Here is a 24,962-nt window from a genome sequence, read left to right as displayed (position 1 = left end):
GGAAACTCCAACGCGGACCGCCCATGGCCTTCTATGTCGTCCAGTTCCTGACCGGTCTTGCCAGCGCGGCGTCGCTGTTCCTGGTCGCTTCGGGTCTGTCGATCATCTTCGGCGTGACGCGGATCGTGAATTTCGCGCATGGCGCGTTCTATATGCTCGGCGCCTATGTCGCCTTTACCCTGACCGAGCGCTTTTCCGGCGCGCTCGGCTTCTGGGGCAGCATCGTCGTTGCGGCGCTGGCGGTTGCTGCGATCGGCGTGCTGGTCGAGATGGTGCTGCTGCGCCGGATCTACCATTCGCCGGAGCTGTTCCAGTTGCTCGCCACCTTCGGCCTGACGCTGATGGTCGAGGATCTCGTGGTGCTGATCTGGGGCCCGGACGATCTGGTCGGCCGCCGCGCGCCCGGCTTCAAGGGCGCGATCGATTTCTTCGGCCAGAATATTCCGAGCTACGATCTGTTCCTGATCGTGCTCGGGCCGGTCGTGCTCGGCGTGCTCTGGCTGTTGTTCCAGCGCACCCGCTGGGGCGTGCTGGTGCGCGCGGCGACGCAGGACCGCGACATGGTGGCGGCGCTCGGCGTCAATCAGAAATGGCTGTTCACCAGCGTGTTCGCGCTCGGCGTCTTCCTCGCCGCGCTCGGCGGCGCGCTGCAGATCCCGCGTGATGCGGTCAATCACGCGATGGATCTGCGCGTCATCGTCGAGGTCTTCGTCGTGGTCGTGATCGGCGGCCTCGGCAGCATCATCGGTGCGTTCGTCGCGGCGGTGCTGGTGTCGGAGCTCAACGCCTTCGGCATCCTGATCTTCCCGAAGATCTCCATCATCCTGGTGTTCCTGGTGATGGCTGTGGTGCTGATCGTCCGGCCGTGGGGGCTGTTCGGCAAGCCGGAGGCGCCGGCACGGCGCACGCCGGGGCTGACCGTCAATCCGTGGCGGCCGCTGACGATGAACGAGCGGTTGGCCGCGATTGCCGTGCTCGTGCTCGCCGCCGCGCTGCCGTTCGTCGCCGGCAGTTACGTGCTCACGGTCGGCTCGGAGATCGCGATCTTCGTGATCTTCGCGGTCAGTCTGCACTTCCTGATGTCGGTCGGTGGGCTCGCGTCGTTCGGCCACGCCGCCTATTTCGGCCTCGGCGCCTATGGCGTAGCGCTGCTCGCCAAGATGGCCGGCCTGCCGATGATCGCCTGCCTGCTGCTCGGGCCGCTGCTCGGGCTCGCCGGCGCCGCCGTGTTCGGCTTCTTCGCGGTGCAGCTCGCCGGGGTCTATTTCGCGATGCTGACCTTGGCCTTTGCCCAGATCGTCTGGTCGATCGCGTTCCAGTGGGTGTCGGTCACCGGCGGCGATAACGGCATCCTCGGGGTCTGGCCGGAAAAATGGGCGGCGAGCCCGTCGCATTTCTACTGGCTGTCGCTCGGCATCGCCGCGCTCGCGGTGGTGATCCTCCGCATCATCGTGTTCTCGCCGTTCGGCTTTGCGCTGCGCGCGACGCGCGATTCGCCGCTGCGGAGCGAAGCCATCGGCATCGACGGCAAGCGCATCCAGTGGACCGCCTTCGTGATCGCGGGCACAGTCGCTGGCCTGGCCGGCGCGCTGTTCGCCTATCTCAAGGGCAGCGTGTTCCCCGACAATATGGGCATCTCGCTGTCGGTCGATGCGCTGGTCATGGTGCTGCTCGGCGGCGTCGAGACGGTGTCGGGCGCGGTGGTCGGCGCCATCGTCTACAAGGCGCTCAACATCTGGCTGGTCAGCCAGACCGATTGGTCAAAACTCGTGCTCGGCGCTTTCGTGGTGCTGATCGTGGTCGCGTTCCCGAAGGGCATCGTCGGCACGCTGGAAGCCTTCATGCATCGCCGGCACAAATCCTCGTCGTCGGTATCGCCCCTGCTGACCTCCCGCATCGAGAGCGCCGAATGAGCATGGTTCCCACATTGCTGTCGGTCGAGGGGCTGACCAAATCCTATGGCGGCGTGCATGCCGTGCGCGGCGTCTCCTTCGAGCTGCGTGCCGGCGAGATTTTGGCGCTGATCGGGCCGAACGGCGCGGGCAAGAGCACCTGCTTCGACATGCTCAACGGCCAGAACATTCCCGACAGCGGCCGCATTCGCGTGCTGGGCGCGGAGACCACGGGCAAGAAGCCGCGCGTGATCTGGCGCATGGGCGTCGGCCGCACCTTCCAGATCGCGGCGACATTCCCCACCATGACGGTACGCGAAAACGTGCAGGTCGCGCTGGTCTCGCATGGCGGGCAATTGTTCAACCTGTGGGCCTCGACCGCCCGCCACGCGCGCGACGAGGCCGGGCGGCTGCTCGATCTGGTCGGCATGGGTGCCTATGCGGAGCGGCCCTGCGGCGAGCTCGCCTATGGCGACGTCAAGCGGCTCGAGCTTGCGATCGCGCTCGCCAACCAGCCGAAGCTGCTCTTGATGGACGAGCCGACCGCCGGCATGGCGCCGCGCGAGCGCGTCGAGCTGATGCGGCTGACGGCTCGGATCGCGCGCGAGCAGTCGATCGGCGTGCTGTTCACCGAGCACGACATGGACGTGGTGTTCGAGCATGCCGACCGCATCCTGGTGCTGAACCGCGGCAGCCTGATCGCCGAAGGTTCGCCCGAAGAGGTGCGCGGCAATGCCCAGGTGCGGGCGATCTATCTCGGCGAGGGCCTCGTCTACGATGCGCGGCACCGCGAGGGAGCATCGGCATGAAGCTGACGGTAAAGGATCTCAACAGCTTCTACGGCCCGGCGCATATCCTGTTCGACATCGCACTCGAGGTCGGCGAGGGCGAGGTGGTCGCCTTGCTCGGGCGCAACGGCGCCGGCAAATCGACCACGTTCCGCTCCATCGTCGGCCTGGTCGAGAACCGCTCCGGCCGCGTGATGTTCGAGGGCCGGGACGTCTCCGATTTGCCGACGCATGCGATCGTGCGGGGCGGGCTCGGCTATGTCCCGGAGGAGCGGCGCATCTTCACGGATTTGACGGTCGAGGAGAATCTTGAGGTCGGCCGTCAGCCGAAGCGGGCAGGCGCGCCGCAATGGGATCGCGAAAAACTGTTCAAGCTATTCCCGAACCTCGGCGAGATGCGCGGCCGGCCCGGCGGACGCATGAGCGGCGGCGAGCAGCAGATGCTGACGATCGCGCGCACGCTGATGGGCAATCCGTCGCTGGTGCTGCTCGATGAGCCCTCGGAGGGGCTGTCGCCGAAAATCGTCGAGCAGATGGTCGATGCGATCCTGGCGATGAAGAAAGAGGGCGTTAGCATCGTCGTCTCCGAGCAGAATTTGCATTTCGCCCGGCTGATCTCGGATCGCGCCTATATCATCGAGCGCGGCCGGATCTGTTTCGGCGGCACCATGGCGGAGCTCGATGCGCGTCCGGATATCCGGGACGCGCATCTGTCGCTGTAAGGGCGGAGTGGACAATGGCGAGGAGTGCGGCACCGAAGCGAAACGGGAAGGCGACGAAGCCGGGATATGTGCTGGACGAGCAGATCGGCTTCATCCTGCGCCAGGTGTCGCAGCGCCACGCCGTGATCTTCGCCCGCGAGATCGGCATCAATCTGACGCCGACACAGTGGGCGGCGCTGTCGAAGCTGTCCGAGGTCGGCGCCTGCTCGCAGAACCAGCTCGGGCGGCTGACCTCGATGGACGTTGCGACCATCAAGGGCGTGATCGATCGCCTGACCGCGCGCGGCCTGACCGAGACCTCGCCGGATCCCGACGACGGCCGCCGCCTGCTGGTGAGCCTGACGCGCGCCGGCCAGCAAATGGCCGACAAGGCCGCGCCCAATGCGCTGGTGATCTCCAGGGAGACGCTGGCGCCGCTCGATGCCAAGGAGCGCGAGACGCTGATCGCGCTGCTCGGCAAGTTGCGGTGATACAACTCCATCGCCGTTACCGAGCGCAGCGAAACCCATCGGCTTCGTTCCACGGATAGAGATGGTGGGTTTCGCTTCGCTCTACCCACCCTACGATTCCAGGCCAAGCACCAGCGCAACGACACCCACCAGCACCAGGCTGAGCGCCCAAACCGTGTCCAGATTGAACCAGCTCCGGGATACGAATTTCAGGCCGAGGTAGCGGTAGACCAGCCACGCCAGGCATCCGCCGGCGGCGATCATCGCGCCGACATGGACGATGGAGACCAGCACGGCCATCGTGAGACTGGTGTCGATCAGGCTGTTGGCGGCCGCATGGCCTTGGTCCGCTTCAGCCTCGCGGCACAGCCCCAGATAGATCGGCACCAGCATCAGCGCCGCGCCATGCGCGATCGCCACCGCGAACGACCACAAAGCGAGTTGCGTCGGCGGTATCCGGACCAGGGCCCGCGGATGGCGCCGGTCGATCAGCCGATAGACACCGAACAGGATGACGAGCAGGCTCGCGCCGATCCGGATCGTGCGCTGCCATTCGACGAGGGTGATCAAGAGCGCGAACGGAAGGATCACCAGCAGCATCGCCAGCAAATGACCGATCGCGAGCGGGCCAAGCGCGGTCAGCAGCGCGCGCGAGCTCCTCTGCATCAATCCCGCGGAAACCGCGAGCGGCCAGCCCATGCCCGGGTTGATCCCGTGGTAGAGGCCGCTCGCGATGACCGCCAGCCACAGCCAGGCCGGAGTCCAGTCGGCCGGGCTCACGTCAGGGCCTTTTCCGTTCCGATCGAATCGGAACGGGCTCTGGATTCTTGTTTTGACGCGTTGTCTTCACGCGAACCGGTACCCACTTCGCTCGAAAACGCTCTAGACCGACGGATAGCAGAACGAGTCGGTGGAGCAGTCACCGCCATCGAGCCGGATCTGGTGCGCCCGGTAGCCGTCGGGGAAGCTGACCCAGTAGTCCTTCGCCAGTTCGAGGCCTCCGCCCGGGCTTGCGTTCGCCATCACCTCGGCGCCGGGAATGCCTTGCGGATAGAACTGGTTGTCCCAGGTCGAGTAGAGCGAATTGGTCCAGTACACCCGCTTGCCGTCGCGGCTGATCTCGACCATCTGCGGCCCGCCGGCAAAAGCCTGTCCGTTCGGGTGAGGCGCGCGATGAACGATGCCGCCGATGCGGACCGATCCGGCGAGCTTCGGCTTGCGCGGATCGCTGACGTCGTATTGGCGCATCTCGCCGGTGCCCCAGCAGGCGACGTAGAGAAACTTGTCGTCCATCGACAAGTCGATATCGGTCACCAGCGGAGGTACGGCGCCGAAACCCTGCAACAGCGGCGGCAGCTGGTCTTTCGATGCGGGCTCGGGCGGGATCGTCACCGTCTTCTCGATGTGAAACTTGCCGCCCTCGCGCCACCAGGTCCAGATCGAACCCTCGAGGTTCGTGGTATCGACCACGACGCCAACGAAGCCGTGTTCGCGAACCGGATCGTGCGCAGGACGCACCTCCAGCGCCATTTGATGATTGGCGCCGAGGTCGATGGTCTGGACATTGCGTCGGGCCCGCAGGTCCCAGAAATGCAGCCGATGGCCGTATTTGTTCGACAGCAGGTCTTCCGGCACGATGCCGTTCTCGAACTGCGGCGGCAGGGCCCACTCGCTGCTCACCATGTAGTCGCGCGGCAGGTTCCACCAGAAGTCATAATGCTTGGTCTGCGGGCCACGATCGATCTCCCACCGGCCGAGCACCTCGAATGTCTCGCAGTCCATGATGAAGATGCCGGGCGGTCCGTCGGTGCCGTCCTTGCCGCTCCCGCCGAGCGTGCTGACATAGATGCCCTCCGGCCCGCAGTGGATGGTGTGCGGCCGCGAGTAGCCGGTCTTCTTGAAGATTTCCTCGGGCTCGATGATCTTGTGGATCTTCGCTTGCGTCGGGTCCGGCTTGGTGTCGACGATATAGATCCGGGAGGATCGCATGCCGGGGATGATGAGGTAGCGACGCTCGAGGAAGGCGTGTCCGGCCAGCGGGGACAGCGCCGACGAGCAGGCGTTCCAGCCGAAATGGTGGAACTCGTCGCCCTTGTTGGGCATCGTCACCGTATGGACGATCTTGCTGTAGGTTGGGGAGCCGGGCTTGACGTCGATCACCGCGAGTGCGTCCGGCTTCGAGAAATCCGGACTGAGCAGCACGGTGTAGGCAAAGCTCTCGGCCGGCGCTTCCATCGCGAGCTTCGGCGAGGCGTGGAACGTAGGATCTGGCCTCATCGTCATCGGCTGCCTCCTGATTGTGTGATGTGGATCGACACGGCACGGCGGCATGCAGCAGCAAGAACTTAAATCCGGATCGAAAAATGCCTCTTGCGAGTGCTGCCGGCTAAGGTTCGCTTGCGGGCAGACTACACCTCAACGGTGACAGCTGAAAACAAGGTTCGGTGACGGCGCCGGCGCGGCAAAGCCGCGCGCCGCCGGGCGCGCGATCTGGCAGCCTGCTCAAGGGGTTGAGCAACCGATCCAGCACATCAGCCTGAGAGCAAGTGAATGTTTGGCTCACGAGTGGCACCAAACGCTCAGTGTCGTCCCGGCCTTCGCCGGGGCGACACCGGATATGTTGCACCGCTGTTCACCCCGTCACCGCCGCGCAACGGCCTTGGTGCACGTCACTTCGCCACCACCTCCGGCACCTTGCCCGCGGGCGGCGTGTTGCGGCTGCGCTGGGTGCGGACGATGCCGTCGATGATGGTCATGCCGATGCCCGGGAGATCGCCGAGCTGAACGCTCTCCAGGATGTTCTTGCCCGGTGAATGCTGCGCCTTGTCCATCAACACGAAATCGGCCGAGCGGCCGACCTCGATCAGGCCGCAATCGAGCTCGCGCATCCGCGCGGTGTTGCCGGTCGCCAGGCAGAACGCCAGCTCGGCCGGGAGCTCGCCGAGCGAGGACAAGAGCGAGACCATCCGCAAGATGCCGAGCGGCTGCACGCCGGAGCCGGCGGGCGCGTCGGTGCCGAGGATGACGCGGTGCAAATCGCCCATCTCGCGCGCGGTGCGCAGCGTGAACAGCGCCGAGCGCTCATTGCCGTTATGCACCAGCTCGAGCCCGCGCTTGCAGCCCTCGCAGATGCAGCGGATCTGGTCGTCGGGCAGGGCGGTGTGGCCGCCATTGATATGACCGACCACGTCGGTGTCGGCCTCCAGCACCACGTCCTTGTCGATCAGGCCGGAGCCCGGGATCGACGGGCCGCCGGTGTGGATCGTGCTCTGAATGCCGTACTTGCGCGCCCAGCCGACCATCTTGCGCGCGGTCGGTCCATCCTTGACGCCGCCGAGCCCGACCTCTCCGAGCAGCTTGACGCCGGCGGCGGCCATTTCCTTGAAGTCGTCCTCCACCATCTCGCATTCGATCACGGGCGCGCCGGCATGCACCTTCACGCCGCCCGGTCGCAGCGTCCAGAACGCGCGCTGTGCGAAGATCGCCATCGCCTTCAACCCGACGACGTCGCGCGGACGCCCGGGCATGTGCACCTCGCCGGCGGAGATCATGGTGGTGACGCCGCCATGCAGGTAGCTGTCGATCCAGTTGATCTGGTTCTGCCGCGGCGTCCAGTCGCCGGCGACGGGGTGGACGTGGCTGTCGATCAGGCCGGGCGCGACCGTCGTGCCATTGGCATCGACGATGGTGGTGGCGCCTTCGGTGTCGACGTCCTTGAGGCGGCCGATCGCAGTGATCTTGCCGTTCTCGGCGACGATGGTGTCGGCATCCAGGATCGGCTTTTCCAGGGCCCCCGACAGCAACAGCCCGATATTGCGGATCACCAGCTTGCTCAGACCGGTCGCCTGGGGTGCATCGTGCGCCATGGTTTTTCCTTTAGGTTCAACGCCTTCGCCGGCCATTGTGCCCGTGGCTTGACGGCCGGATCAAGCTGGATTATTCATTTGTATACGAACGATCGTGTACAAATGATTTTGCCGCCGATCCGGCCCGCGCGTCAAGGAAACTGACGATGAGCAATTTCAACCAGGAAAGCGTCCTCAGCGTTCACCACTGGACCGACACGCTGTTCTCCTTCAAGACCACGCGCAACCCGTCGTTCCGCTTCCGCAACGGCGAGTTCACCATGATCGGGCTCAAGGTCGGCGAGAAGCCGCTGCTGCGGGCCTACAGCGTCGCCAGCGCGAATTACGAGGACACGCTGGAGTTCTTCTCGATCAAGGTTCCGGACGGCCCGCTGACCTCGCGCCTCCAGCACCTCAAGGAAGGCGACGAGATCATCGTCAGCCGCAAGGCGACCGGCACGCTGGTCATCGACAACCTCGAGGATGGTCGCAACCTCTATCTGGTCGGCACCGGCACCGGCCTCGCGCCGTTCCTCAGCGTGATCAAGGATCCCGAGACCTATGACCGGTTCGAGAAGGTCGTGCTGCTGCACGGCTGCCGCCGCGTCAAGGAGCTCGCCTATGGCGAGATGATCACCGAGAAGCTGCCGCAGGACGAACTGATCGGCGAATTGGTGCGCGACCAGCTGATCTACTACCCGACCGTGACGCGCGATCCGTTCCATAACCGCGGCCGCATCACCGACCTCATCACCTCGGGCAAGCTGTTCACCGACATCGGCCTGCCGGCGCTCGATGCCGCGCATGACCGCGTCATGATCTGCGGCTCGCCGGCGCTGGTCGCCGACACCCGCACGTTGCTGAACGGCCGCGGCTTCGTCGAGGGCAATCACGGCGAGCCCGCGCAGTTCGTGGTCGAGAAGGCGTTCGCCGAGCGCTGAAGCCCGCACATTTCGCCGTCATTGCGAGCGAAGCGAAGCAATCCATTGCTACCCAGCGCGCGGAGGGATGGATTGCTTCGTCGCTCCGCTCCTCGCAATGACGCGGATGGAGCTGTGTAGTCAAGGCCTGACCGCCGGCGTCTCGACCGGCATGCCGCGCGCTCGCGTCATCAGATAGAGCTCGAGCTCGACCAGCTCGGGCGAGCCGTAATCATAGGCCTGCGCGCGGATGCCGGTGATGCAGGCGCGCAGCCGTCGCTGCAGCGATCCGAGCGCCTGCCATTCCAGCCGGTACAGCGGATAGCCGGTCGGCTGCCCTTGCGTGATCGCGCTGCCCGCGAGCTTCTTGTCCCAATTATCATCGTGGCAATTGGTGCAGCCGAGATTGAGCTGACCCTGCCGCTGCATGAACAGCGCATGGCCCTGTTCGACGAACGGCGCGAGCTCCGGATCGTCGCCGGCCGTAATCGGCATGCCGCGCGATTGCCGTGCGACATAGGCGGTCAGCGCCAGCAGCTCGCGGCTTTCGTAGGCGAAAGGCGAGGCCTGCTGGTGATTGCTCTGGCAGAGGTTGATCCGTCCCTCGAGGTCGACCGGCTTTTGCAGCGCCTTGTCGAAGGCCGGATAGTGCGCCGCCACGCCCTTCATGCTGACGCGGGCGTCGTTGTGGCAGTCGGCGCAGGCCTTGTTTGCCGTGCCGGCCTTGCGCGTCCACAAGGCCTCGCCGTCGAGCACGGACAGCATGCCGGGATTGGCGGTGTCCTCGTCCTGCATCGCCTTAGTGTCGGCGCTCATGAAGCTGTAGCCGGAGCGGCGTTCCGATCGCGGAATCTCGGTCGCGAGCGCGGCGCCCGCCATCGCCGTCAGCAGCGCGATGCAGACCGCAATCCTCATTCGACCGTGATCGAAGCCTGCGCGGTCTCCGAAAACCCTTTGTCGCCGATCCATTCGAATTCGAACTTGCCGCTCTCGGTCACCGTGGTGAAGAAGGTGATGAACGGATTGGCCGCGATCGCAGGATAAAGATCGGCGCGGAACACTTCCTTGCCGTTGAAGCGGCAAGTGAAGCTCGTGATGATGTCGCGCGGCACCACGCTGCCCGAGGCCGTGTGGCGGTAGCCGGTCTCCATGATGTGCGACATCAGCGTCTTGATCTCGATGACGCTGCCGCGCTTGGCCTTGGCCGGGACATTGATCAGGGCCGACGGCATCAGATCGCCTCCTCGGTGCAGGCAGCGAGCGTCACCACGACGTCGGCGGTTGCAGACCAGAACGTGTCGTCGGACAGCCGCGCGATGGCGGTGACCTTCTGGCTGTCGGCGAGGCGGATGCGGGTCGACACCTGGGCGCGCCCGGCGCGCGGCCCGAGATGGAAATTGCCGATGTTCGGCTGCGGGTTCTTCTCGTTGAAGACGTGGATGCTCTTCACATACTCGTCCGCCGTCATCGGGCTGGTGACGCTGACCGTCATCGGCACCGTGTTGCCGTTCTCGACCAGCGGCGGAATGTCGAGCTTGACCTTGCCGGTGTGCACATCGGCCTCGCCGACGACATTGCGGATCGCGGCCGACAGCATCGCCGGCGTCGCGTCCAGGGGGCGCACGATCACCAGCGCGGCGGCGCCGCCAGTCAGGCTCAGAAACGTCCGGCGTGTGGTGTGGTCCGAATTCGCCATCGATTGATTGGTCCTAGTTCCGCAGTGTCGTCAAGTAAGCCACGAGATCCTCGATCTGCTCCGCCGACAGGATCGGCTTGCCGCGCCAAGAGGTGCCGACCCGCACGAGCCCTTCGACCCGATAGTAGGACGGCATGATCGTCGCCGCGTTGAGATGCGACGCATCGACCAGGCGGAGCCGCAACTGTCCTTCCGACCAGCGGCTGCCGCTTCCGGCAAGGTTCGGCGCGAGGTCGCCCTGGAACGCCTGCTGGGGAAATGGGCCGCTGTGACAGAGGATGCAAGTGGAGGAACGCTCGACGATCAGCGCGCGGCCGCGCGCCACATCGCCCCTGGTTCCCGTCAGCGAGGCCGGAATCGCATCGCCCACGACGGTGTAGGATCGCAGCTCCTCGGCGCCGACGGGCCAGCAGGCCGCGAACAGTCCCGCGGCGAGAAGCATTGTGAGGGCGAGCCTAGCCAAAGGCATCTCCCGTGATCCTCTTGAACCAGTCGAGCGCCTGATTTGCCTCGCGCTGGCGCACCTCGTGCGGCGCATCGACCGGGCTCGTGGTGATCTCCGCCTCGGCGTACTGATCTTCCTTCGGCTGATAGATGCCGTTCAGCGAGAAGGCGTAGCCCGGCGCGACCGTGTTGTAGCAGGCACCATCCAGCCGCGGCGTCTCCGGCGCCTTGCCGGCAAGCGCGCTCACGATCGCGGCCGCGCAGGCGCGGCCTTGCGCTGCCGCCGCGGAGGCGGATTTCGGGATGCCGCCGGCGATCGCGGCATCACCGATGACGTGGATGTTGGGCACGAGCCTTGAAGCAAAGGTGACGGGATCGATCGGGCACCAGCCGGTGTGGTCGGCTGCTCCGGCGATGTCAGCGATGCGGCCGGCCCTTTGCGGCGGGATCACATTGGCGACGGCGGCGGTGTAATTGCCGAAGTCGGTGACGATCTCATTCGTCGCCGGATCGACCGACGTCACCCGTCCGCCCTGCGACAGCGCGATCCGTTCGATCATGCCGGGATAGAGCTCCGTCCAGGCCTTCTCGAACAGCTTCTGCTGCGAGTAATTGTCCTTGGCGTCGAGCACCAGGATCTTCGACTTCGGCTTGTTCGTCTTCAGATAATGCGCGATCAGGCTGGCGCGCTCGTAAGGGGCGGGCGGACAGCGCAGCGGCGCAGCCGGCACCGCGATCACGACGAGGCCGCCATCGTCCATGGCTTCAAGCTGCTTGCGCAGCAGCATGGTTTGCTCGCCGGCCTTCCAGGCGTGCGGCATCTTCTCGGCCGCTGCCTCGTCATAGCCGGAGAGGGCGTCGAAGCGCATGTCGATGCCGGGGGCCAGCACCAGCCGGTCATAGGACAGCGTTGTCCCATCAGCGAGCGCGATGCTGCGCGCCTGCGCGTCGACCTTCGTCGCCGCCTGTCCGGCAATCGTGATGCCGTCGGCCGCAACCTTGTCATAGGTGAATTGCTGCGCGGCAAGCTCGCGCAGACCTGCAATCACCTCGTTGCTGAACGGGCAGGCGGTGAAAGTCCTGTTCGGCTCGATCAGCGTAACCTGAAGCTTGGTGTCGAGCCGCCGCAGCGCCCGCGCGCAGGCCGCGCCGCCGAAGCCGCCGCCGATCACCGCGATGCGCGGCGCCGCCTGCGCCAACGCCGGACGCGCCAAGGCGGCCGCTGCGACGGCAGCGGCGCCGCGGATCACATCCCTGCGCGTCTGATGACGCGTGACGGCCATGCACGAGAATCCGAAAAAAGGAGGCGGCGGCCGGTCGGGCCGCCCCTTCCGGTTTGATCAGGCGAAGCTGATGTTCTGGTTGCGCAGCGGGAAGCTGCGGATGCGCTTTCCCGTCGCGGCGAAATAGGCGTTCAGCACCGCCGGCGCCGCAACGCCGATGGTCGGCTCGCCGACGCCGCCCCAGAATCCGCCGCTCGGCACCATCACCGATTCCACCTTCGGCATCTCGTTGATGCGCATCGAGTTGTAGGTGTCGAAATTGGTCTGCTCGATGCGGCCGTCCTTCACGGTGCAGCCGCCGTAGAACAGCGCGCTGAGGCCGTAGACGAAGGAGCCCGCGATCTGCCGCTCGACCTGCGCCGGGTTGACGACATAGCCGGGATCGGTGGAGGCGACGATGCGATGCACCTTGACCTTGCTGCCGTCGGTCACCGAGATCTCGGCGGCGCCGGCAACATAGCTGCCATAGCCCATTACCTGCGCGATGCCGCGATAGACGCCCTGCGGCGCCGGCGTGCCCCAGCCGATCTTCTCGGCCACGGCGTTGAGCACGGCGAGATGCTTGGGGTGCTTGCCCATCAGCTTGCGGCGGAATTCGAGCGGGTCCTGCCCGACCGCCAGCGCCAGCTCGTCCATGAAGCATTCCATGTAGATCGCGTTGTGATTGACGTTGACGCCGCGCCAGAAGCCCGGTGGAACGTGCGGGTTGCGCATCGAATGCTCGACCAGCAGGTTAGGCACCGAATAGCCGATCGCGGCCTCGCCGGTTTGCGCGACGCCCTGGAACGCGGCGGGGTCCATGCCGTTCTGCAGCGCTTCCGGGCGCACCGAGAACAGGATGGATTGACCCGACAGCCGGTAGTGCAGCGCGACCAGGTTGTTGTCGGCATCGAACGCACCGGTCAGCCTGCACTGCGTGATCGGGTGATACTTGCCGTGCTGCATGTCCTCTTCGCGCGACCACAGCAGCTTGATCGGCGTGCCCGGCATCTGCTTGGCGATCGCCACCGCCTGCCGCACATAGTCGGTCATGCCGCGCCGGCCGAAGCCGCCGCCGAGCATCAGCTTGTGCACGTCGACCTTCTCCGCCGGCAGGCCGGAGGCCTCGAGCGCCGCGGCGAAGGCCGCCTCGCCATTCTGCGTGCCGCACCACACCTCGCATTTGTCAGGCGTATAGAGCACGGTGGCGTTCATCGGCTCCATCGTGGCGTGGTTCTGGTAGGGATAGCTGTAGACCGCCTCGACCTTCTTGGCAGCGCTGGCGATCGCCGCCTTGGCGTCGCCGTTCTGGTTGCCGACATAGGCCGGCTGCGCATTGTCGAGGCCTTCGGCGAGCCATGTCGCGATCGTCTCGCTGGAGACCTTGGCGTTGGGGCCTTCGTCCCAGACGATCGGCAGCGCATCCAGCGCGGTCTTGGCGTGCCACCAGGTGTCGGCGACGACGGCAACCGCGCTGTCGCCGACCTGCACCACCTTCTTGACGCCTTTCATGCCGGCGACCTTGGCCTCGTCAAAGCTCTTCACCTTGCCGCCGAACACCGGGCAATCCTTGATCGCGGCGTTCAACATGCCCGGCAGCTTGACGTCGATGCCGTAGACCATCTTGCCGGTGGTCTTGTCGACGGTGTCGAGCCGCTTCAGGCCCTTGCCGGCGATAGTCCAGTCCTTCGGGTCCTTCAGCTTGACGTCGGCCGGCGGCTCGAGCTTGGCGGCGGCTTCCGCGACCTTGCCGTAGGTCGTCGTCTTGCCCGAGGGCGTGTGGGTGATGACTCCGTTAGAGACCTTGCACTCCGAGGCCGGCACCTTCCACTCGTTGGCTGCGGCCTGGATCAGCATCACGCGCGCGGTGGCGCCGCCCTTGCGGACATAGTCCTGCGAGGTGCGGATGCCGCGGCTGCCACCGGTCGAGAAGTCGCCCCAGGCGCGCTTGCGGGCGACGCTCTGGCCGGGCGTCGGATATTCAGTCGTGACCTTCGACCAGTCGCATTCCAGTTCTTCGGCGACGAGCTGGGCGAGGCCGGTGAGCGTGCCCTGGCCCATTTCGGAGCGGGCGATGCGGATCACCACGGTGTCGTCGGGCCGGATCACGACCCAGGCGTTGACTTCAGGCGCGCCGTCGGCCGCGCGCACCACGGCGGGGCCGCCGAACGGCAGGTCGAGGCCGAGCGCGAGGCCGGCGCCGGCGGTTGCGGTGCCGATCACAAAGGCGCGGCGATTCAGTTTTGGCATGACGTGCTGGTTCATCGCTGCGTCCTTATGCGTTCGCGGCAGCATGGATCGCCTCGCGCACCTGCTGGAAGGTGCCGCAGCGGCAGATATTGGTGATGGCGTCGTTGATGTCGTCGTCGGTCGGCTTCGGATTGTCCTTCAAGAGCGCCGCGACGGCCATGATCATGCCGCTCTGGCAATAGCCGCATTGCGGCACGTCGCTGGCGATCCAGGCGAGCTGCACCTTGTGCATCACGCCGCCCGCCGCGAGACCCTCGATCGTGGTGATTTCCTTGCCGGCCGCTTCGCTCACCGTGACGCCGCAGGAGCGCATCGCGACGCCGTCGATATGCACGGTGCAGGCGCCGCATTGGGCGATGCCGCAGCCGTATTTGGTCCCTGTGAGTCCGACGTTCTCTCTGATTGCCCACAACAGTGGCGTATCGTCCTCGACGTCTACAGTGATTGTCTTGCCGTTAATTTTGAGGTTTGCCATCGCGATCCCCTGAATGGTCCGATCCTCCGACCGGACTGCAGTGCGATGTTGGCCTTGAAACTGGAACGGTTCAAATCAAGAAAATGCGCTCGCAGCGCGAAAGAAAGTTGATGCTGTGGTGTTTGGCCGCGGACTGTGCGCGCCGCATACCTGTCATGACTTTTGCGGTGAAGCGACCGCCAAACGCAGGAAGCTCATGACGCTGCCGAGCGCGGCAAATCCGGCACCCAGCGCCAGCGCCACGGTGGCGCCCTCGCGGTCGGCCAGCGCAAAGCAGAGCGCGGCGAGGGCGGCGCCGGTGGTCTGCCCGGTCAGCCGCGCGGTCGCGACGATGCCGCTGGCGCTGCCGCTGCGATGCGACGGCGCGCTCGACATGATCGCCTTCATGTTGGGAGTCTGGAAGAAGCCGAAGCCGATGCCGCAGATCATCGTGCGCCAGACGATGTTGGCGACGTTGGGCTCGGCCGGCAGGGTCGCGAGCAGCACCATGCCAAGTCCGAGCAGCAGCATGCCGATGCCGCCGAGAATGCCGGCCGGATAGCGGTCCGACAGCCGGCCGCCGATCGGCGCCATGAAGGCGACCACCAGCGGCCAGGGCGTCATGAAGAAGCCGGTCTCGACCTGCGAGCGGTGCAATATGTCCTCGAAGTAGAACGGCAGCGACACGAAGGCGAGGCCCTGCACAGCGAACGAGCAGACGGCGGTCGCGGCGGACAGCGCGAAGATCGGCCGCCGGAACAGGTCGATCGGCAGCATCGGCGCCGGATGGTCGGCATGCCGCCGGGTCAGGATCCATCCGAACAGGACGGCGCCGACAAGCTCGGCGATGACAAGCGCCGGCGCGGCCTTGTGCGCGGCGCTGCCGATGCCGATGATGAAGAGGCCGAGACAGGCGCAGGCCAGCGCCGCGCCGGCGAAATCGAAGGCGTGGGTGGCGCGCGGCGTCGTCGGCAGCGTCTTCATGCCGATCAGCAACGCGACGACGCCAAAGGGAATGTTAACGGCGAACAGCCAGGGCCATGGGCCGAGCGCGAGGATTCCGGAGGCGATGGTCGGCCCCAGCGTGAAGGCGGTCGCGACCACGAGCGCATTGTGGCCGAAGCCGCGGCCGTGCATCCGGCTCGGATAGACGAAGCGCACCAGCGCTGTGTTGACGCTCATCAGGCCGCTGGCGCCGAGCCCCTGCAAGGTGCGCGCAACCAGCAGACTCGGCAGCGACCACGCCAGGGCACAGCCGAGTGACGCCAATGTGAACAGCAGAAGGCCGCCGAGATAGATTCGCTGGTGGCCGACGATCTCGCCGAGCGCGCCGAGCGGCAGCAGCGTCGCGACCAGCGCGATCTGATAGACGTTGACGACCCAGACCACTTCCGCAGGGCTGACATGCAGATCGCTCGCGATCGCCGGCAGCGCGATATTGGCGATCGCGGTATCGAGCGAGGCCATCGCCAGCGCCGTGAAGATCGCCGCCACCGCCCAGCGGCGGGTCTCCCAAGGCAAACCATCGGTGATCGGTGCCGCAGCCGCGGTGGTCGGGGTCTTCTCGAGCATGCCTGAAAATGTCTCCGGGGCCGCCATGTACTACGCCGGCATCCCGTTCCCCAGCCGCGCCATTGCATGATGCGTATGCGAAGCGGCCTTGCCGGAAGCGTCAGAAGTCCCGCCGCGGACCGAACAGATATCCTTCGATGGCGCGCAGCACCCGGCGGCTGGCCGCAGCCTGCGAGAGGTCGTTTTGAAGCGCATGGTCGACCATGGCGCGGCTGATCACGATCAAGTCCTCGATGGCGTCATCATCGACTGGCCTTGCGATCTCACGACGATGCCGGGCCAGCAGGGCAGCGACCAGTTCCTTCAATTCGCCGGCCGCTGACGTGCCCGATGACGCCGCGCGCAGGCGATCCTCCTCAGCCTCCAGAATGCGATTGAGCCGGGCCCGCTCGGCATGCGCCTCGAGCTGGGCCCGAACGATCAGGTTGAGCGATACCGTCAGGCTCTTGCCCTCGGATGCCGCGACCGCATCCCGCACTTTCGCCAGCAGCGCGTCCTCGAACCTCGTGATCAAAGCCAGCGTCAGCGCGTCCTTGTTCGGGAAGTACTGGTACACCGAGCCGACGCTGATCCCGCCGCGCTCGGCGACCGCATTGGTGTTGTAGCCCTCGAGCCCACGCGCCTCCAGAACGCGAGCCGCCGCTTCCAGAATCACCGCCACGGTTTCCCGCGAACGCTGCTGAAGCGGCTGTTTGCGGGACTTTGTGCGCCGCTTCGCCGGCATGGCGGGCATCTCCCAAAACGCGAGTTGTGGAATATGAGCAATTACTCACATTATGGCCGTGAAAGGAGAACCGATCAATGGTGACACTGCAAACGACCTCGTCCCCCGTGCTTCCCGAGCACGAGGACGATCCGCATAGGTTTCATATCTTCGTCATGGTCAAGACCACGCGGCACTGGCTCGATCTGAAGACCGACCAGCGCCTCGCCTTCCTGCACGAGGAAGTCATTCCCTTGCTCCGGCGCCGTCCGGAGCTGAAGGTGCGCTGGTTCGAGCCGGAGGCCTTCTCGACCAGGGCGACCGACGTCATGATCTGCGAGACCGATGACCTCTCGGCCTGGGCGTGGTTCTGCGACCACCTGCGCGAGACGAGGTTCTGGGACCACTATTTCGAAGTGCTCGACATCATGCCGGCGCTCGAAGGCAATTACCTTGCCTAGGATGCCGACGCCGGCCCGGATCGTTCCGGGCCGGCGTCCCGGCAGCCTGTGGCGACGCAACTGCGTCCCATCCACATCTGTCATCGCCCGGCTCGATGTTCAGCCCGGACAGATCACTGACGGGTGTTCGGAGACATAGCTGACACATCAACATTGGCTGGATTGGTCCGATTCGGGAGGCCGTCCATGCCTTGGAGTGAGGTGTCAGTGATGGATCACCCGCTTTCGCTTGCGCGGGTGATGACACCGAGTGGCTGTTTTGACATCTCGAATTCCGCCCCACCCGCATCGTCGTCCCGGCGCAGGCCGGGACCCATAACCACCGATGCTGCTTGTCGGGCGTGCTGGAACGACGAGTCCCGTTCAAGACATCCGCCGCGGAGTATGGGTCCCGGCCTTCGCCGGGACGACGGCGGTGGATGCAGCGTGCGAACGCGATAAATCGATTTCGTGTTCCCATGGTGCGTCACAGAAACGCGCCGAAGCGACTTTCGGATAGCTTGCGTCACAGTCGCGATCGACTACCTTGGTATACAAGCAGGCCCGACGTCAGATCGGGCCGCAAGAGGGAACGCGCATTGCACGGACAGGCCGACCGGCGCAGCGAAGCCATGCGAAGCGCCAGCGAGGGAACTCGCCGCCGCGCGTTCACCGGCCTCTGGGTCGCGGCATTGCTGGCGATCCTGACCTTCCTGGTCATCTATCCTGTCTTCATGCTGCTGCTCGGCGCGCTCACCGACACCAATCCGGTGGTCGACGGCATCCGTCTCAGCCTGAGCCATTTGTCGATCGCCAATTTCCTCGCCGTGCTGGCCAATCCGAACGTCGCCGAAGCGCTGCTCAACACGCTGATTGCCTGCGGCGGCGGCACGGTGATCGCGGTCGCGATCGGGCTCCTGTTCTCCTGGATCGTGGTCCGCACCAACACGCCGTTCAAGGGCTTCATCGCCGCGGCGAGCATCCTGCCGCTGTTCGCGCCGCCGCTGGTCGCGGGGGTGGCCTGGGCGATTCTCGGTTCGCCGAAGACCGGCTTGATCAACACGATGTTCAAGTGGATGGGCTCCGACCTGCGCGTCGATCTCTATTCGATGTGGGGCCTGGTGTTCGTGTTCGGCATCTACTACGCGCCCTATGTCTACGTGTTCACCTCGTCGGCGCTGCGCAACATGGACCCGAGCCTGGAGGAGGCCGCGGAAATCTCCGGCGCGAGCCCGGTCGCGACCCTGTTCACGGTGACGTTCCCGCTGATCATGCCGGCGATCGTCTCGGGCATGCTGCTGTCCTTCATCGTGATGCTCGGCATCTACGGCATCCCCGCCGTGCTCGGCGCGCCGACCAACCTGAACGTGCTCACCACTTACATCTTCAAGCTCACCAACTGGTCGCCGCCGCTCTACAACACCGCGGCTGCGGTCGCGATCATCCTGATGGTGGTCACGGGGCTCCTGGTCTATCTGCAGCAGAAATTGCTGAGCGGACGCAGCTATACCACCGTCGCGGGCAAGGCGTTCCGGCCGCGCAGCCTCGATCTCGGCCCATGGCGCTGGCTCACCTTCGCGATCGGGATCGCCTACCTCCTCATCGTCGTGGTGCTGCCGTCGCTGGCGCTGATCGTCGCGGCGTTCCGCAAGTTCATGTTCATCCGCGACGTCGCGAGCCTGTTCGACATGCGGCAATATTCGCTGACGCATTTCGAGAGCATCTTCGACAATCCGTTGACGATGCGCTCGATCTATAATGCGGTCGAGGTCGGCGTCATCACGGCCGTTGTCGGCGGCGCGCTCGCCTTTGCGATCGGCTACACCATCCATCGCACCCGCGTCAGCGGACGCGGCGCCATCGACCTGATCTCGACCCTGCCGGTCGCGATCCCCGGGCTGGTGGTCGGCGTCGCCTATCTCTGGGCCTGGATCGGCGTGCCGGGCGGGCTCTACGGCACGATCTGGATTCTCGCGCTCGCCTTCATTGCGCGCTTCATGCCGGACACCGTGAAGGCGCTGTCGACCTCGTTCCTGCAGATCCACCGCGAGCTCGAGGAGGCGGCCTGGGTCTGCGGCAAGGGCATGCTCGGCACCATCAGGACGATCGTGTTGCCGCTGGCGCGGCCGGGCGTGCTGGCGTCGATGACGCTGCTGTTCGTGCTGGCGATCCGCGAGCTCGGCTCGTCGCTGTTCCTCTACACCAGCAACACCATGGTGATGTCGGTGCTTCTGCTCGACTACTATGAGGGCGGCAATATCGGCAAGACCGCGGCCTTCAGCCTGGTGCAGACCGTGCTGCTCGGTGTCCTGATCGGCGGCGCAAACTGGCTGTCGCGCGGATCGGCGCAGGGCAACGTGGCGCGGACCGGATAACAACGAATAAGGGGAGGATTGCGATGGATAGACGAACCTTCACCACACTGGCCTTGGCAAGCGTGGCGACGCTTGCATTGGCGCCTGCGGCACAGGCGCAGGAGTTCGGCTCGGCGGAGTTGATCGCGGCGGCCAAGTCCGAAGGCAAGCTCGTCTACTACACCGCGAACTTCGCCGAGATCGAGCAGCAGGTCATCAAGGCCTTCAATAAGCGCTTTCCCGAGATCAAGGTCGAGATGGTCCGGGCGCCCGGCGGCCAGCTGATCACCCGCGTGAAGACTGAGGCCGCGGCCGGCAAGCTGATCGCCGACGTCGTCGACCATTCCGACCGCGCGCTGATGCAGCCGCTGGAAGACCTGTTCCAGGATTACGCGCCGCCGAACGCGGCCGATTACGATCCGCACGCGCTGATCTCGCCGAAATACTGGCCGCGCGCGACGATCGCCTGGTCGATCGCCTACAACACCGAGCTGGTGAAGGACCCGCCGAAATCCTGGATGGACCTGACCAAGCCGCAGTATGACAAATTGATCGGGCAGGTGTTCGCGCAGTCCGGCGGCACCACCTGGACGCGGATCATGTTCGAGCGCCAGGTGCTCGGCGAAGACTATTGGGCCAAGCAGGCGGCGACCCATCCGGTGCTGTATCCCTCCGGCGCGCCGACGGCCGATGCGCTGGTGCGCGGCGAGATCGCGATCGCGCCGCTGCTCTACAACGTGATCTACCAGAAGAAGAAGGACGGCGCGCCGATCGAGATCTTCTTTCCGCCTGAAGGCGCTCCGGTCAATCCCTACGCGACCGGCATTCCGAAGACGGCAGCCCATCCCAATGCAGCAAAGCTGTTCTTGAACTGGTGTCTGTCCAAGGAAGGGCAGACCTTCATGATCAAGGAGCTCGGCAATCTCACATCCCTGAAGGCGCCGCCGGCATATCCGGAGGGGTTCGATCCAAAGGTGGTCAAGCTCTGGTATCCGAAGTTCGACGAGTATGTGAAGCTGCATGCGGCGTGGGTCGCGGACTGGGACAAGACGTTTGGCTACCGGCAATAGGCTGATGGTGCAGCGATGACGGCGACGCTCGAAGTCACCGATCTCAGGAAGCAGTTCTCGATCGGCCGCCCGGCCATCGACGGCGTCAGCTTTGGCGTGCCGGCCGGCGAGATCGTGGTGCTGCTGGGGCCGTCCGGCTGCGGCAAGACCACGACGCTGCGCTGCGTCGCCGGGCTCGAGCATCCGACCGGCGGCGAGATCAGCATTTCCGGGCGGGTGGTCTCCTCGCCGGCAAGCGGCATCCTCGTGCCGCCGCGTTCGCGCGATCTCGGCATGGTGTTCCAGTCCTATGCGGTGTGGCCTCATATGACGGTGCGGCAGAACGTGATCTATCCGCTGAAGCACCGCAAGATCGGGCGCACCGATGCTGCTCGCATGGTCGAGGAGGCGCTGGCGCTGGTCGGACTGTCCGACTATGCCGACCGGCCGGTGGTGGCGCTGTCGGGCGGCCAGATGCAGCGCGTCGCGCTGGCGCGCAGCATGGTGTACCGGCCGCAACTGTTGCTGCTCGACGAGCCGCTGTCGAACCTCGATGCCAAACTGCGCCTGCGGCTGCGCGACGACCTTCGCGTCATCCTCAAGCAGACCGGGATGACCGCGCTCTACGTCACCCATGACCAGGCCGAGGCGGTCGTGCTCGGCGACCGGATCGGCGTGATGCGCGACGGCAAGCTATTGCAGATGGACACGCCCGACGTGATCTACAACCGTCCGGCCGATCTGTTCGTCGCCAATTTCACCGGCGCAACCAACGAGCTCGCGGGCACGCTCGTCACATGCAATGGCCGCTATGGGGTGGTCGATTTCGGTGACGGCCGGCAAGGGGAGGTCGCGCTGTGCCAGGCGCTCAAGCCCGACGAGAAAGTGCGGATCGCGCTGCGGCCCGAGAACATCGCGATCGGCCGGCCCGACGGCGCCAACACGTTCTCGGCAAAGGTGCTCGACCGCAGATATCAGGGCACCCAGACCGCCTACGGCATCGAGCTGTTCGGCAAGCGGCTGGAAGCGATCGAACTCGGCACCGCCGCGCGCCATCAGGTCGGCGTCGAGGCACAGGTCGCGTTGCCGCGCGAATGCCTGTGGGCCTATCGCGACAGCGGGCCGGCATCGCATGAGTAGAGCGTGGTATTGTCGCGTCGAGTGGCGAAGGGGCTGGGCTCCCTCGCCCCGCTCTTCGCGGGGAGAGGGTGGGATGAGGGGCTGCTTCCGCGAATACAGTGATAGTTGCGTTTGCGGAGGCTCCCCCTCACCCGGAACCCATCTAACGATGCGTTCCGACCTCTCCCCGCACGCGGGGCGAGGTGAAGCGGCGGCCGCCGGTTCTCGGGCTAGCCTTCCTCCACCAGAGCGCGGATGCTGCGGGCTAGTCCGAGGATGCGCGGGCCGCATTCGCGCTCGATCTGCTCGGCGCTGAAGCGGAAGGAGGGGACGCCGCAATTGACCGACAGGCATTCGCCGGTCGGCGTGCGATAGAGCGGGGCGGCGACGCCGAAGATCTCGCGCCGCCATTCGCCGAGCGAGACGGCAAAGCCGCGCTCGCGGCACAATTCGATGTCGGGCAACGTGCGCTTCTGCACGTAGTCGAACTCGTCGGGGCGCTCGGCCTTGACGCGCGCGACATAGGCGCCGAGCTCTTGCTCGGTGAACAGCGACAGCAGGGCGCGCCCCACCGCGGTCGGCGCCAGCGTGCTGACAAAGCCGACGTCGGGCACGTGCGGCGCCGTATCCGTCGTGCGCAGCGTCTCGACATAGATGAAGTCGATGCCGAACGGCATCGCGATCGACACCGTGCCGCCGGCATAGGTCGCGAAGTCGCGCATCAGCGGACGCGCCAGCTGACGCACCTTCAGCGCGGACAACACAGGATAGGCGGCGGCGAGCGCGCCCAGCCCAAGCACGAAGCGGCCCTTGGCGTCGCGCCTGAGATAGCCGAGCTGCTCGAGCGTGTAGGTCAGCCGCGACACCGTCGGCCGCGACAGGCCGGTATGCAACGCAAGTTCGGCGTTCGACAGCGAGCCCGGATGACGGCGAAACGCCGCCAGCACGTCGAGGCCATGCGCCAGGGTGGTCGCAAAGGACGGATCCGCCTGAACCTCGGCAGGGGAAGATGCTGTCATACGGAATATTGGTCTCAGATGGCCAGATTTGTCAATATATCGGAATGAATTTGCAAATCGTGTCGATATCGGTTTATCTGCGGGGAATAAGGACAAGGAACCGCTGGAGCGAGGCGCCTCCCGATGACCGAGCAAGCCCGAGACGCAAAGCGCGCCGCGATCGACAAGGAGAGGCTGCGCCTGAAGTATCAGGAGGAGCGCAACAAGCGGCTGCGTCCCGACGGCAATGACCAGTATCTCCAGATCAAGGGCCAGCTCGCGCATTATCTCGACGATCCCTACACGCCGGTCGTTGAGCGCGCGCCGAAGACCGATCACGTCACCTTCGTCTTTATCGGCGGCGGTTTCGCCGGGCTCGCCACCGCGGCGCGGCTGACCGAGGCCGGCATCAAGGACGTCCGCATTGTCGAGAAGGGCGGCGATTTCGGCGGCACGTGGTACTGGAACCGGTATCCCGGCGCGCAATGCGATACGGCCTCGATGGTCTACATGCCGCTGCTCGAAGAGACCGGCCACATGCCGTCCGAGAAATACGCGCATGCGCCGGAGATCCTCGCGCACTGCCAGCGGATCGGGAGGCAATTCAATCTCTACGACAATGCGCTGTTCCACACCGAGGTGACGAGCCTCGATTGGGACACGGCGCAATCGCGCTGGATCATCCGCACCACGCGGGGCGACGCGTTCACCGCGCAATATGTCGGCATCGGCACCGGCCCGCTGCACGTGCCGAAGCTGCCCGGCATTCCCGGCATCGAGCGCTTCAAGGGCCACTCGTTCCACACCAGCCGCTGGGATTACGACTACACCGGCGGTAACCCTGCGGGCGCGCTGATGGAGAGGCTTGCCGACAAGCGCGTCGGCATCATCGGCACCGGCGCGACCTCGGTGCAATGCATTCCCCACCTCGCGCGCGCCTGCAAGGAGCTCTACGTATTCCAGCGCACGCCATCGTCGGTCGACGTGCGCGGCAATGGGCCGATCGATCCCGACTGGTTTGCCGAGATCGCGACGCCGGGCTGGCAACAGCGCTGGCTGGAGAATTTCACCGCCAACCAGGCCGGCGGATCGGCCGAGGAAGATCTGGTGCAGGACGGCTGGACCGACCTGTCGAAGCGGATCCGCGCCAAGATCATGCTGCTGCCGCGCGAGCAGCGAAGCGTGGAGAACATGCGGGCCGCATTCGAGGATTCCGACTTCGAGAAGATGGAGGAAATCCGCAACCGAGTCGACTCCATCGTCCGCGATGCCCACACTGCCAGGAATCTCAAGGCCTGGTACGGCCAGCTCTGCAAGCGGCCATGCTTCCACGACGCCTATCTGCAGGCGTTCAATACGCCGGGCACCCATCTGGTCGATACCGACGGCAAGGGCGTCGAGGAGATCACCGAGAACGGGATCGTCGTTGCGGGCAAGGAATACGCGCTCGACTGCATCATCTATGCGTCCGGCTTTGAGGTCGGTACCGAGTACAAGCGGCGCGCGGGCTTCGATCTGACCGGCCGCGACGGCGTCAAGCTGTCGGAGCACTGGGCCGAGGGCATGCGTACCAAGCACGGCATCCACGTGCACGGCTTCCCCAACGCGTTCTTCGTGCAGCCGACCCAGGGCGCCAATCTGATCTCCAACGTGCCGCACAACCTGACGGAAGCGGCGCGGACCATCGCGCTGATGGTCGGCCACGCGCAGGACAACGGCTTCAAGGAAATCGAGGTCAGCAAGGAAGCCGAGGATCGCTGGGTCGAGCTGCTGCTGACTGGCGTCGGGCGGATGATCGGCGGACCGGATTGCACGCCCGGTTACTACAACAATGAGGGGCGCGAGCCGGGTCCCGCTGCAAAGCTCAATGTCGGCCATCCGTCGGGCGCGCTGGCCTACTTCAAATATATCGACGGCTGGCGCCGCAGCGGCCAGTTCGAGGGCGTGCAATTCCGCTGAGGGGAGCGCGATCGAAACTGATGTTCGCCAAACGAGGAGTGCTTAA

At 65.5% G+C, this 24,962-nt stretch carries 23 protein-coding genes; 10 read left to right on the top strand and 13 right to left on the bottom strand.

All coding sequences use genetic code 11. The annotated features are described in order from the left end of the window. Positions 1-23 precede the first annotated feature (23 nt). The 4 genes from J2R78_RS03735 to J2R78_RS03720 are packed head-to-tail and all read left to right on the top strand — an operon-like array spanning position 24 to position 3,872. Positions 24-1,913, top strand: coding sequence for an ABC transporter permease (locus tag J2R78_RS03735; RefSeq protein WP_253609736.1), 1,890 nt, complete (start codon positions 24-26; stop codon positions 1,911-1,913). After that, positions 1,910-2,701: an ABC transporter ATP-binding protein gene (locus J2R78_RS03730; protein ID WP_016842451.1), complete on the top strand. Its 792-nt coding sequence runs from the start codon at positions 1,910-1,912 to the stop codon at positions 2,699-2,701. The genes J2R78_RS03735 and J2R78_RS03730 overlap by 4 nt, the downstream gene beginning before the upstream one ends. Beyond that, positions 2,698-3,402, top strand: coding sequence for an ABC transporter ATP-binding protein (locus J2R78_RS03725; RefSeq protein WP_038383941.1), 705 nt, complete (start codon positions 2,698-2,700; stop codon positions 3,400-3,402). Before J2R78_RS03730 ends, J2R78_RS03725 begins: the two co-directional genes overlap by 4 nt. Before the next feature lie 14 nt (positions 3,403-3,416). After that, positions 3,417-3,872, top strand: a complete 456-nt coding sequence (locus tag J2R78_RS03720) for a MarR family winged helix-turn-helix transcriptional regulator (RefSeq protein WP_050385140.1) — start codon at positions 3,417-3,419, stop codon at positions 3,870-3,872. Between the two features lie 90 nt (positions 3,873-3,962). Here the strand turns inward: J2R78_RS03720 and J2R78_RS03715 are convergent, their stop codons facing one another. From J2R78_RS03715 to J2R78_RS03705, 3 genes are all read right to left on the bottom strand, one after another. Next, a complete protein-coding gene (locus tag J2R78_RS03715) occupies positions 3,963-4,631 on the bottom strand; it encodes a hypothetical protein (protein ID WP_253609735.1) in 669 nt (222 codons plus the stop codon). A gap of 102 nt (positions 4,632-4,733) precedes the next feature. Continuing rightward, positions 4,734-6,134 (bottom strand): selenium-binding protein SBP56-related protein, encoded by a 1,401-nt coding sequence (locus tag J2R78_RS03710; protein ID WP_168857886.1) that lies wholly within the window; start codon positions 6,132-6,134, stop codon positions 4,734-4,736. A gap of 386 nt (positions 6,135-6,520) precedes the next feature. Further along, positions 6,521-7,717 (bottom strand): amidohydrolase family protein, encoded by a 1,197-nt coding sequence (locus tag J2R78_RS03705; protein WP_253609734.1) that lies wholly within the window; start codon positions 7,715-7,717, stop codon positions 6,521-6,523. A 146-nt stretch (positions 7,718-7,863) separates the two neighbouring features. On the opposite strand from J2R78_RS03705, the gene J2R78_RS03700 reads away from it, so the two are divergent. Continuing rightward, positions 7,864-8,637 (top strand): ferredoxin--NADP reductase, encoded by a 774-nt coding sequence (locus J2R78_RS03700; RefSeq protein ID WP_141341369.1) that lies wholly within the window; start codon positions 7,864-7,866, stop codon positions 8,635-8,637. A gap of 120 nt (positions 8,638-8,757) precedes the next feature. Here the strand turns inward: J2R78_RS03700 and soxA are convergent, their stop codons facing one another. The 9 genes from soxA to J2R78_RS03655 all read right to left on the bottom strand — a co-directional run bounded on the left by soxA (position 8,758) and on the right by J2R78_RS03655 (position 16,955). Continuing rightward, positions 8,758-9,531, bottom strand: coding sequence for a sulfur oxidation c-type cytochrome SoxA (soxA, locus tag J2R78_RS03695; RefSeq protein ID WP_253609733.1), 774 nt, complete (start codon positions 9,529-9,531; stop codon positions 8,758-8,760). After that, positions 9,528-9,848 carry a thiosulfate oxidation carrier complex protein SoxZ gene (soxZ, locus tag J2R78_RS03690; RefSeq protein ID WP_076827071.1) on the bottom strand — a complete coding sequence of 107 codons (321 nt, stop codon included), beginning with the start codon at positions 9,846-9,848 and terminating at the stop codon, positions 9,528-9,530. The genes soxA and soxZ overlap by 4 nt, the downstream gene beginning before the upstream one ends. Next, a complete protein-coding gene (locus tag J2R78_RS03685) occupies positions 9,848-10,312 on the bottom strand; it encodes a SoxY-related AACIE arm protein (protein WP_253609732.1) in 465 nt (154 codons plus the stop codon). Before J2R78_RS03685 ends, soxZ begins: the two co-directional genes overlap by 1 nt. 13 nt (positions 10,313-10,325) lie before the next feature. After that, the gene (gene soxX / locus J2R78_RS03680) at positions 10,326-10,754 is read right to left on the bottom strand and encodes a sulfur oxidation c-type cytochrome SoxX (RefSeq protein ID WP_253610073.1); all 429 of its coding nucleotides are present in this window, start codon (positions 10,752-10,754) and stop codon (positions 10,326-10,328) included. 13 nt (positions 10,755-10,767) lie between these two features. Next, positions 10,768-12,039, bottom strand: coding sequence for an NAD(P)/FAD-dependent oxidoreductase (locus J2R78_RS03675; RefSeq protein ID WP_253609731.1), 1,272 nt, complete (start codon positions 12,037-12,039; stop codon positions 10,768-10,770). Between the two features lie 57 nt (positions 12,040-12,096). Next, positions 12,097-14,283, bottom strand: coding sequence for a xanthine dehydrogenase family protein molybdopterin-binding subunit (locus J2R78_RS03670; RefSeq protein WP_253609730.1), 2,187 nt, complete (start codon positions 14,281-14,283; stop codon positions 12,097-12,099). 10 nt (positions 14,284-14,293) lie between these two features. Beyond that, positions 14,294-14,743 (bottom strand): (2Fe-2S)-binding protein, encoded by a 450-nt coding sequence (locus J2R78_RS03665; RefSeq protein ID WP_016846497.1) that lies wholly within the window; start codon positions 14,741-14,743, stop codon positions 14,294-14,296. A 153-nt stretch (positions 14,744-14,896) separates the two neighbouring features. After that, positions 14,897-16,294: an MFS transporter gene (locus J2R78_RS03660; protein WP_253609729.1), complete on the bottom strand. Its 1,398-nt coding sequence runs from the start codon at positions 16,292-16,294 to the stop codon at positions 14,897-14,899. A 100-nt stretch (positions 16,295-16,394) separates the two neighbouring features. Further along, positions 16,395-16,955 carry a TetR family transcriptional regulator gene (locus tag J2R78_RS03655; protein WP_253609728.1) on the bottom strand — a complete coding sequence of 187 codons (561 nt, stop codon included), beginning with the start codon at positions 16,953-16,955 and terminating at the stop codon, positions 16,395-16,397. Between the two features lie 140 nt (positions 16,956-17,095). Between J2R78_RS03655 and J2R78_RS03650 the strand changes: the two genes are divergently transcribed. From J2R78_RS03650 to J2R78_RS03635, 4 genes are all read left to right on the top strand, one after another. Next, a complete protein-coding gene (locus J2R78_RS03650; RefSeq protein ID WP_253609727.1) occupies positions 17,096-17,458 on the top strand; it encodes a darcynin family protein in 363 nt (120 codons plus the stop codon). A 611-nt stretch (positions 17,459-18,069) separates the two neighbouring features. Next, entirely contained in the window at positions 18,070-19,812 is a 1,743-nt protein-coding gene (locus J2R78_RS03645) for an iron ABC transporter permease (RefSeq protein ID WP_253609726.1), read from the top strand. Positions 19,813-19,835: 23 nt separating this feature from the next. Next, positions 19,836-20,861, top strand: a complete 1,026-nt coding sequence (locus tag J2R78_RS03640; RefSeq protein WP_229162364.1) for an ABC transporter substrate-binding protein — start codon at positions 19,836-19,838, stop codon at positions 20,859-20,861. Positions 20,862-20,876: 15 nt separating this feature from the next. After that, complete coding sequence (locus tag J2R78_RS03635; protein ID WP_253587484.1) at positions 20,877-21,980, top strand: ABC transporter ATP-binding protein; 1,104 nt, start codon at positions 20,877-20,879, stop codon at positions 21,978-21,980. Positions 21,981-22,189: 209 nt separating this feature from the next. Here J2R78_RS03635 and J2R78_RS03630 read toward each other — a convergent pair whose 3' ends face one another. Beyond that, positions 22,190-22,978, bottom strand: a complete 789-nt coding sequence (locus J2R78_RS03630) for an IclR family transcriptional regulator (RefSeq protein ID WP_253609725.1) — start codon at positions 22,976-22,978, stop codon at positions 22,190-22,192. Positions 22,979-23,101: 123 nt separating this feature from the next. Here J2R78_RS03630 and J2R78_RS03625 point away from each other — a divergent pair, with 123 nt between their 5' ends. Continuing rightward, on the top strand, positions 23,102-24,916 hold the full coding sequence (locus tag J2R78_RS03625) for an NAD(P)/FAD-dependent oxidoreductase (RefSeq protein ID WP_253609724.1): 1,815 nt from the start codon (positions 23,102-23,104) through the stop codon (positions 24,914-24,916). The last annotated feature ends 46 nt before the right edge of the window (positions 24,917-24,962 follow it).

Origin of the sequence: Bradyrhizobium sp. USDA 4538, from assembly GCF_024171045.1 — a bacterium.
GTDB lineage: Bacteria > Pseudomonadota > Alphaproteobacteria > Rhizobiales > Xanthobacteraceae > Bradyrhizobium > Bradyrhizobium australafricanum.
The sequence above is the reverse complement of the archived record's forward strand: the minus strand, read 5'-3'. Positions and strand labels throughout refer to the sequence as shown.

Coding starts and splice junctions, on each gene's coding strand:
- J2R78_RS03700 (WP_141341369.1), top strand. CDS start 7,864: ATGAGCAATTTCAACCAGGAAAGCGTCCTCAGCGTTCACCACTGGACC.
- soxX (WP_253610073.1), bottom strand. CDS start 10,754: ATGCTTCTCGCCGCGGGACTGTTCGCGGCCTGCTGGCCCGTCGGCGCC.
- soxZ (WP_076827071.1), bottom strand. CDS start 9,848: ATGCCGTCGGCCCTGATCAATGTCCCGGCCAAGGCCAAGCGCGGCAGC.
- J2R78_RS03630 (WP_253609725.1), bottom strand. CDS start 22,978: ATGACAGCATCTTCCCCTGCCGAGGTTCAGGCGGATCCGTCCTTTGCG.
- J2R78_RS03635 (WP_253587484.1), top strand. CDS start 20,877: ATGACGGCGACGCTCGAAGTCACCGATCTCAGGAAGCAGTTCTCGATC.
- soxA (WP_253609733.1), bottom strand. CDS start 9,531: ATGAGGATTGCGGTCTGCATCGCGCTGCTGACGGCGATGGCGGGCGCC.
- J2R78_RS03685 (WP_253609732.1), bottom strand. CDS start 10,312: ATGGCGAATTCGGACCACACCACACGCCGGACGTTTCTGAGCCTGACT.
- J2R78_RS03735 (WP_253609736.1), top strand. CDS start 24: ATGGCCTTCTATGTCGTCCAGTTCCTGACCGGTCTTGCCAGCGCGGCG.
- J2R78_RS03625 (WP_253609724.1), top strand. CDS start 23,102: ATGACCGAGCAAGCCCGAGACGCAAAGCGCGCCGCGATCGACAAGGAG.
- J2R78_RS03730 (WP_016842451.1), top strand. CDS start 1,910: ATGAGCATGGTTCCCACATTGCTGTCGGTCGAGGGGCTGACCAAATCC.
- J2R78_RS03650 (WP_253609727.1), top strand. CDS start 17,096: ATGGTGACACTGCAAACGACCTCGTCCCCCGTGCTTCCCGAGCACGAG.
- J2R78_RS03665 (WP_016846497.1), bottom strand. CDS start 14,743: ATGGCAAACCTCAAAATTAACGGCAAGACAATCACTGTAGACGTCGAG.
- J2R78_RS03705 (WP_253609734.1), bottom strand. CDS start 7,717: ATGGCGCACGATGCACCCCAGGCGACCGGTCTGAGCAAGCTGGTGATC.
- J2R78_RS03720 (WP_050385140.1), top strand. CDS start 3,417: ATGGCGAGGAGTGCGGCACCGAAGCGAAACGGGAAGGCGACGAAGCCG.
- J2R78_RS03660 (WP_253609729.1), bottom strand. CDS start 16,294: ATGCTCGAGAAGACCCCGACCACCGCGGCTGCGGCACCGATCACCGAT.
- J2R78_RS03645 (WP_253609726.1), top strand. CDS start 18,070: ATGCGAAGCGCCAGCGAGGGAACTCGCCGCCGCGCGTTCACCGGCCTC.
- J2R78_RS03710 (WP_168857886.1), bottom strand. CDS start 6,134: ATGACGATGAGGCCAGATCCTACGTTCCACGCCTCGCCGAAGCTCGCG.
- J2R78_RS03640 (WP_229162364.1), top strand. CDS start 19,836: ATGGATAGACGAACCTTCACCACACTGGCCTTGGCAAGCGTGGCGACG.
- J2R78_RS03670 (WP_253609730.1), bottom strand. CDS start 14,283: ATGAACCAGCACGTCATGCCAAAACTGAATCGCCGCGCCTTTGTGATC.
- J2R78_RS03725 (WP_038383941.1), top strand. CDS start 2,698: ATGAAGCTGACGGTAAAGGATCTCAACAGCTTCTACGGCCCGGCGCAT.
- J2R78_RS03675 (WP_253609731.1), bottom strand. CDS start 12,039: ATGGCCGTCACGCGTCATCAGACGCGCAGGGATGTGATCCGCGGCGCC.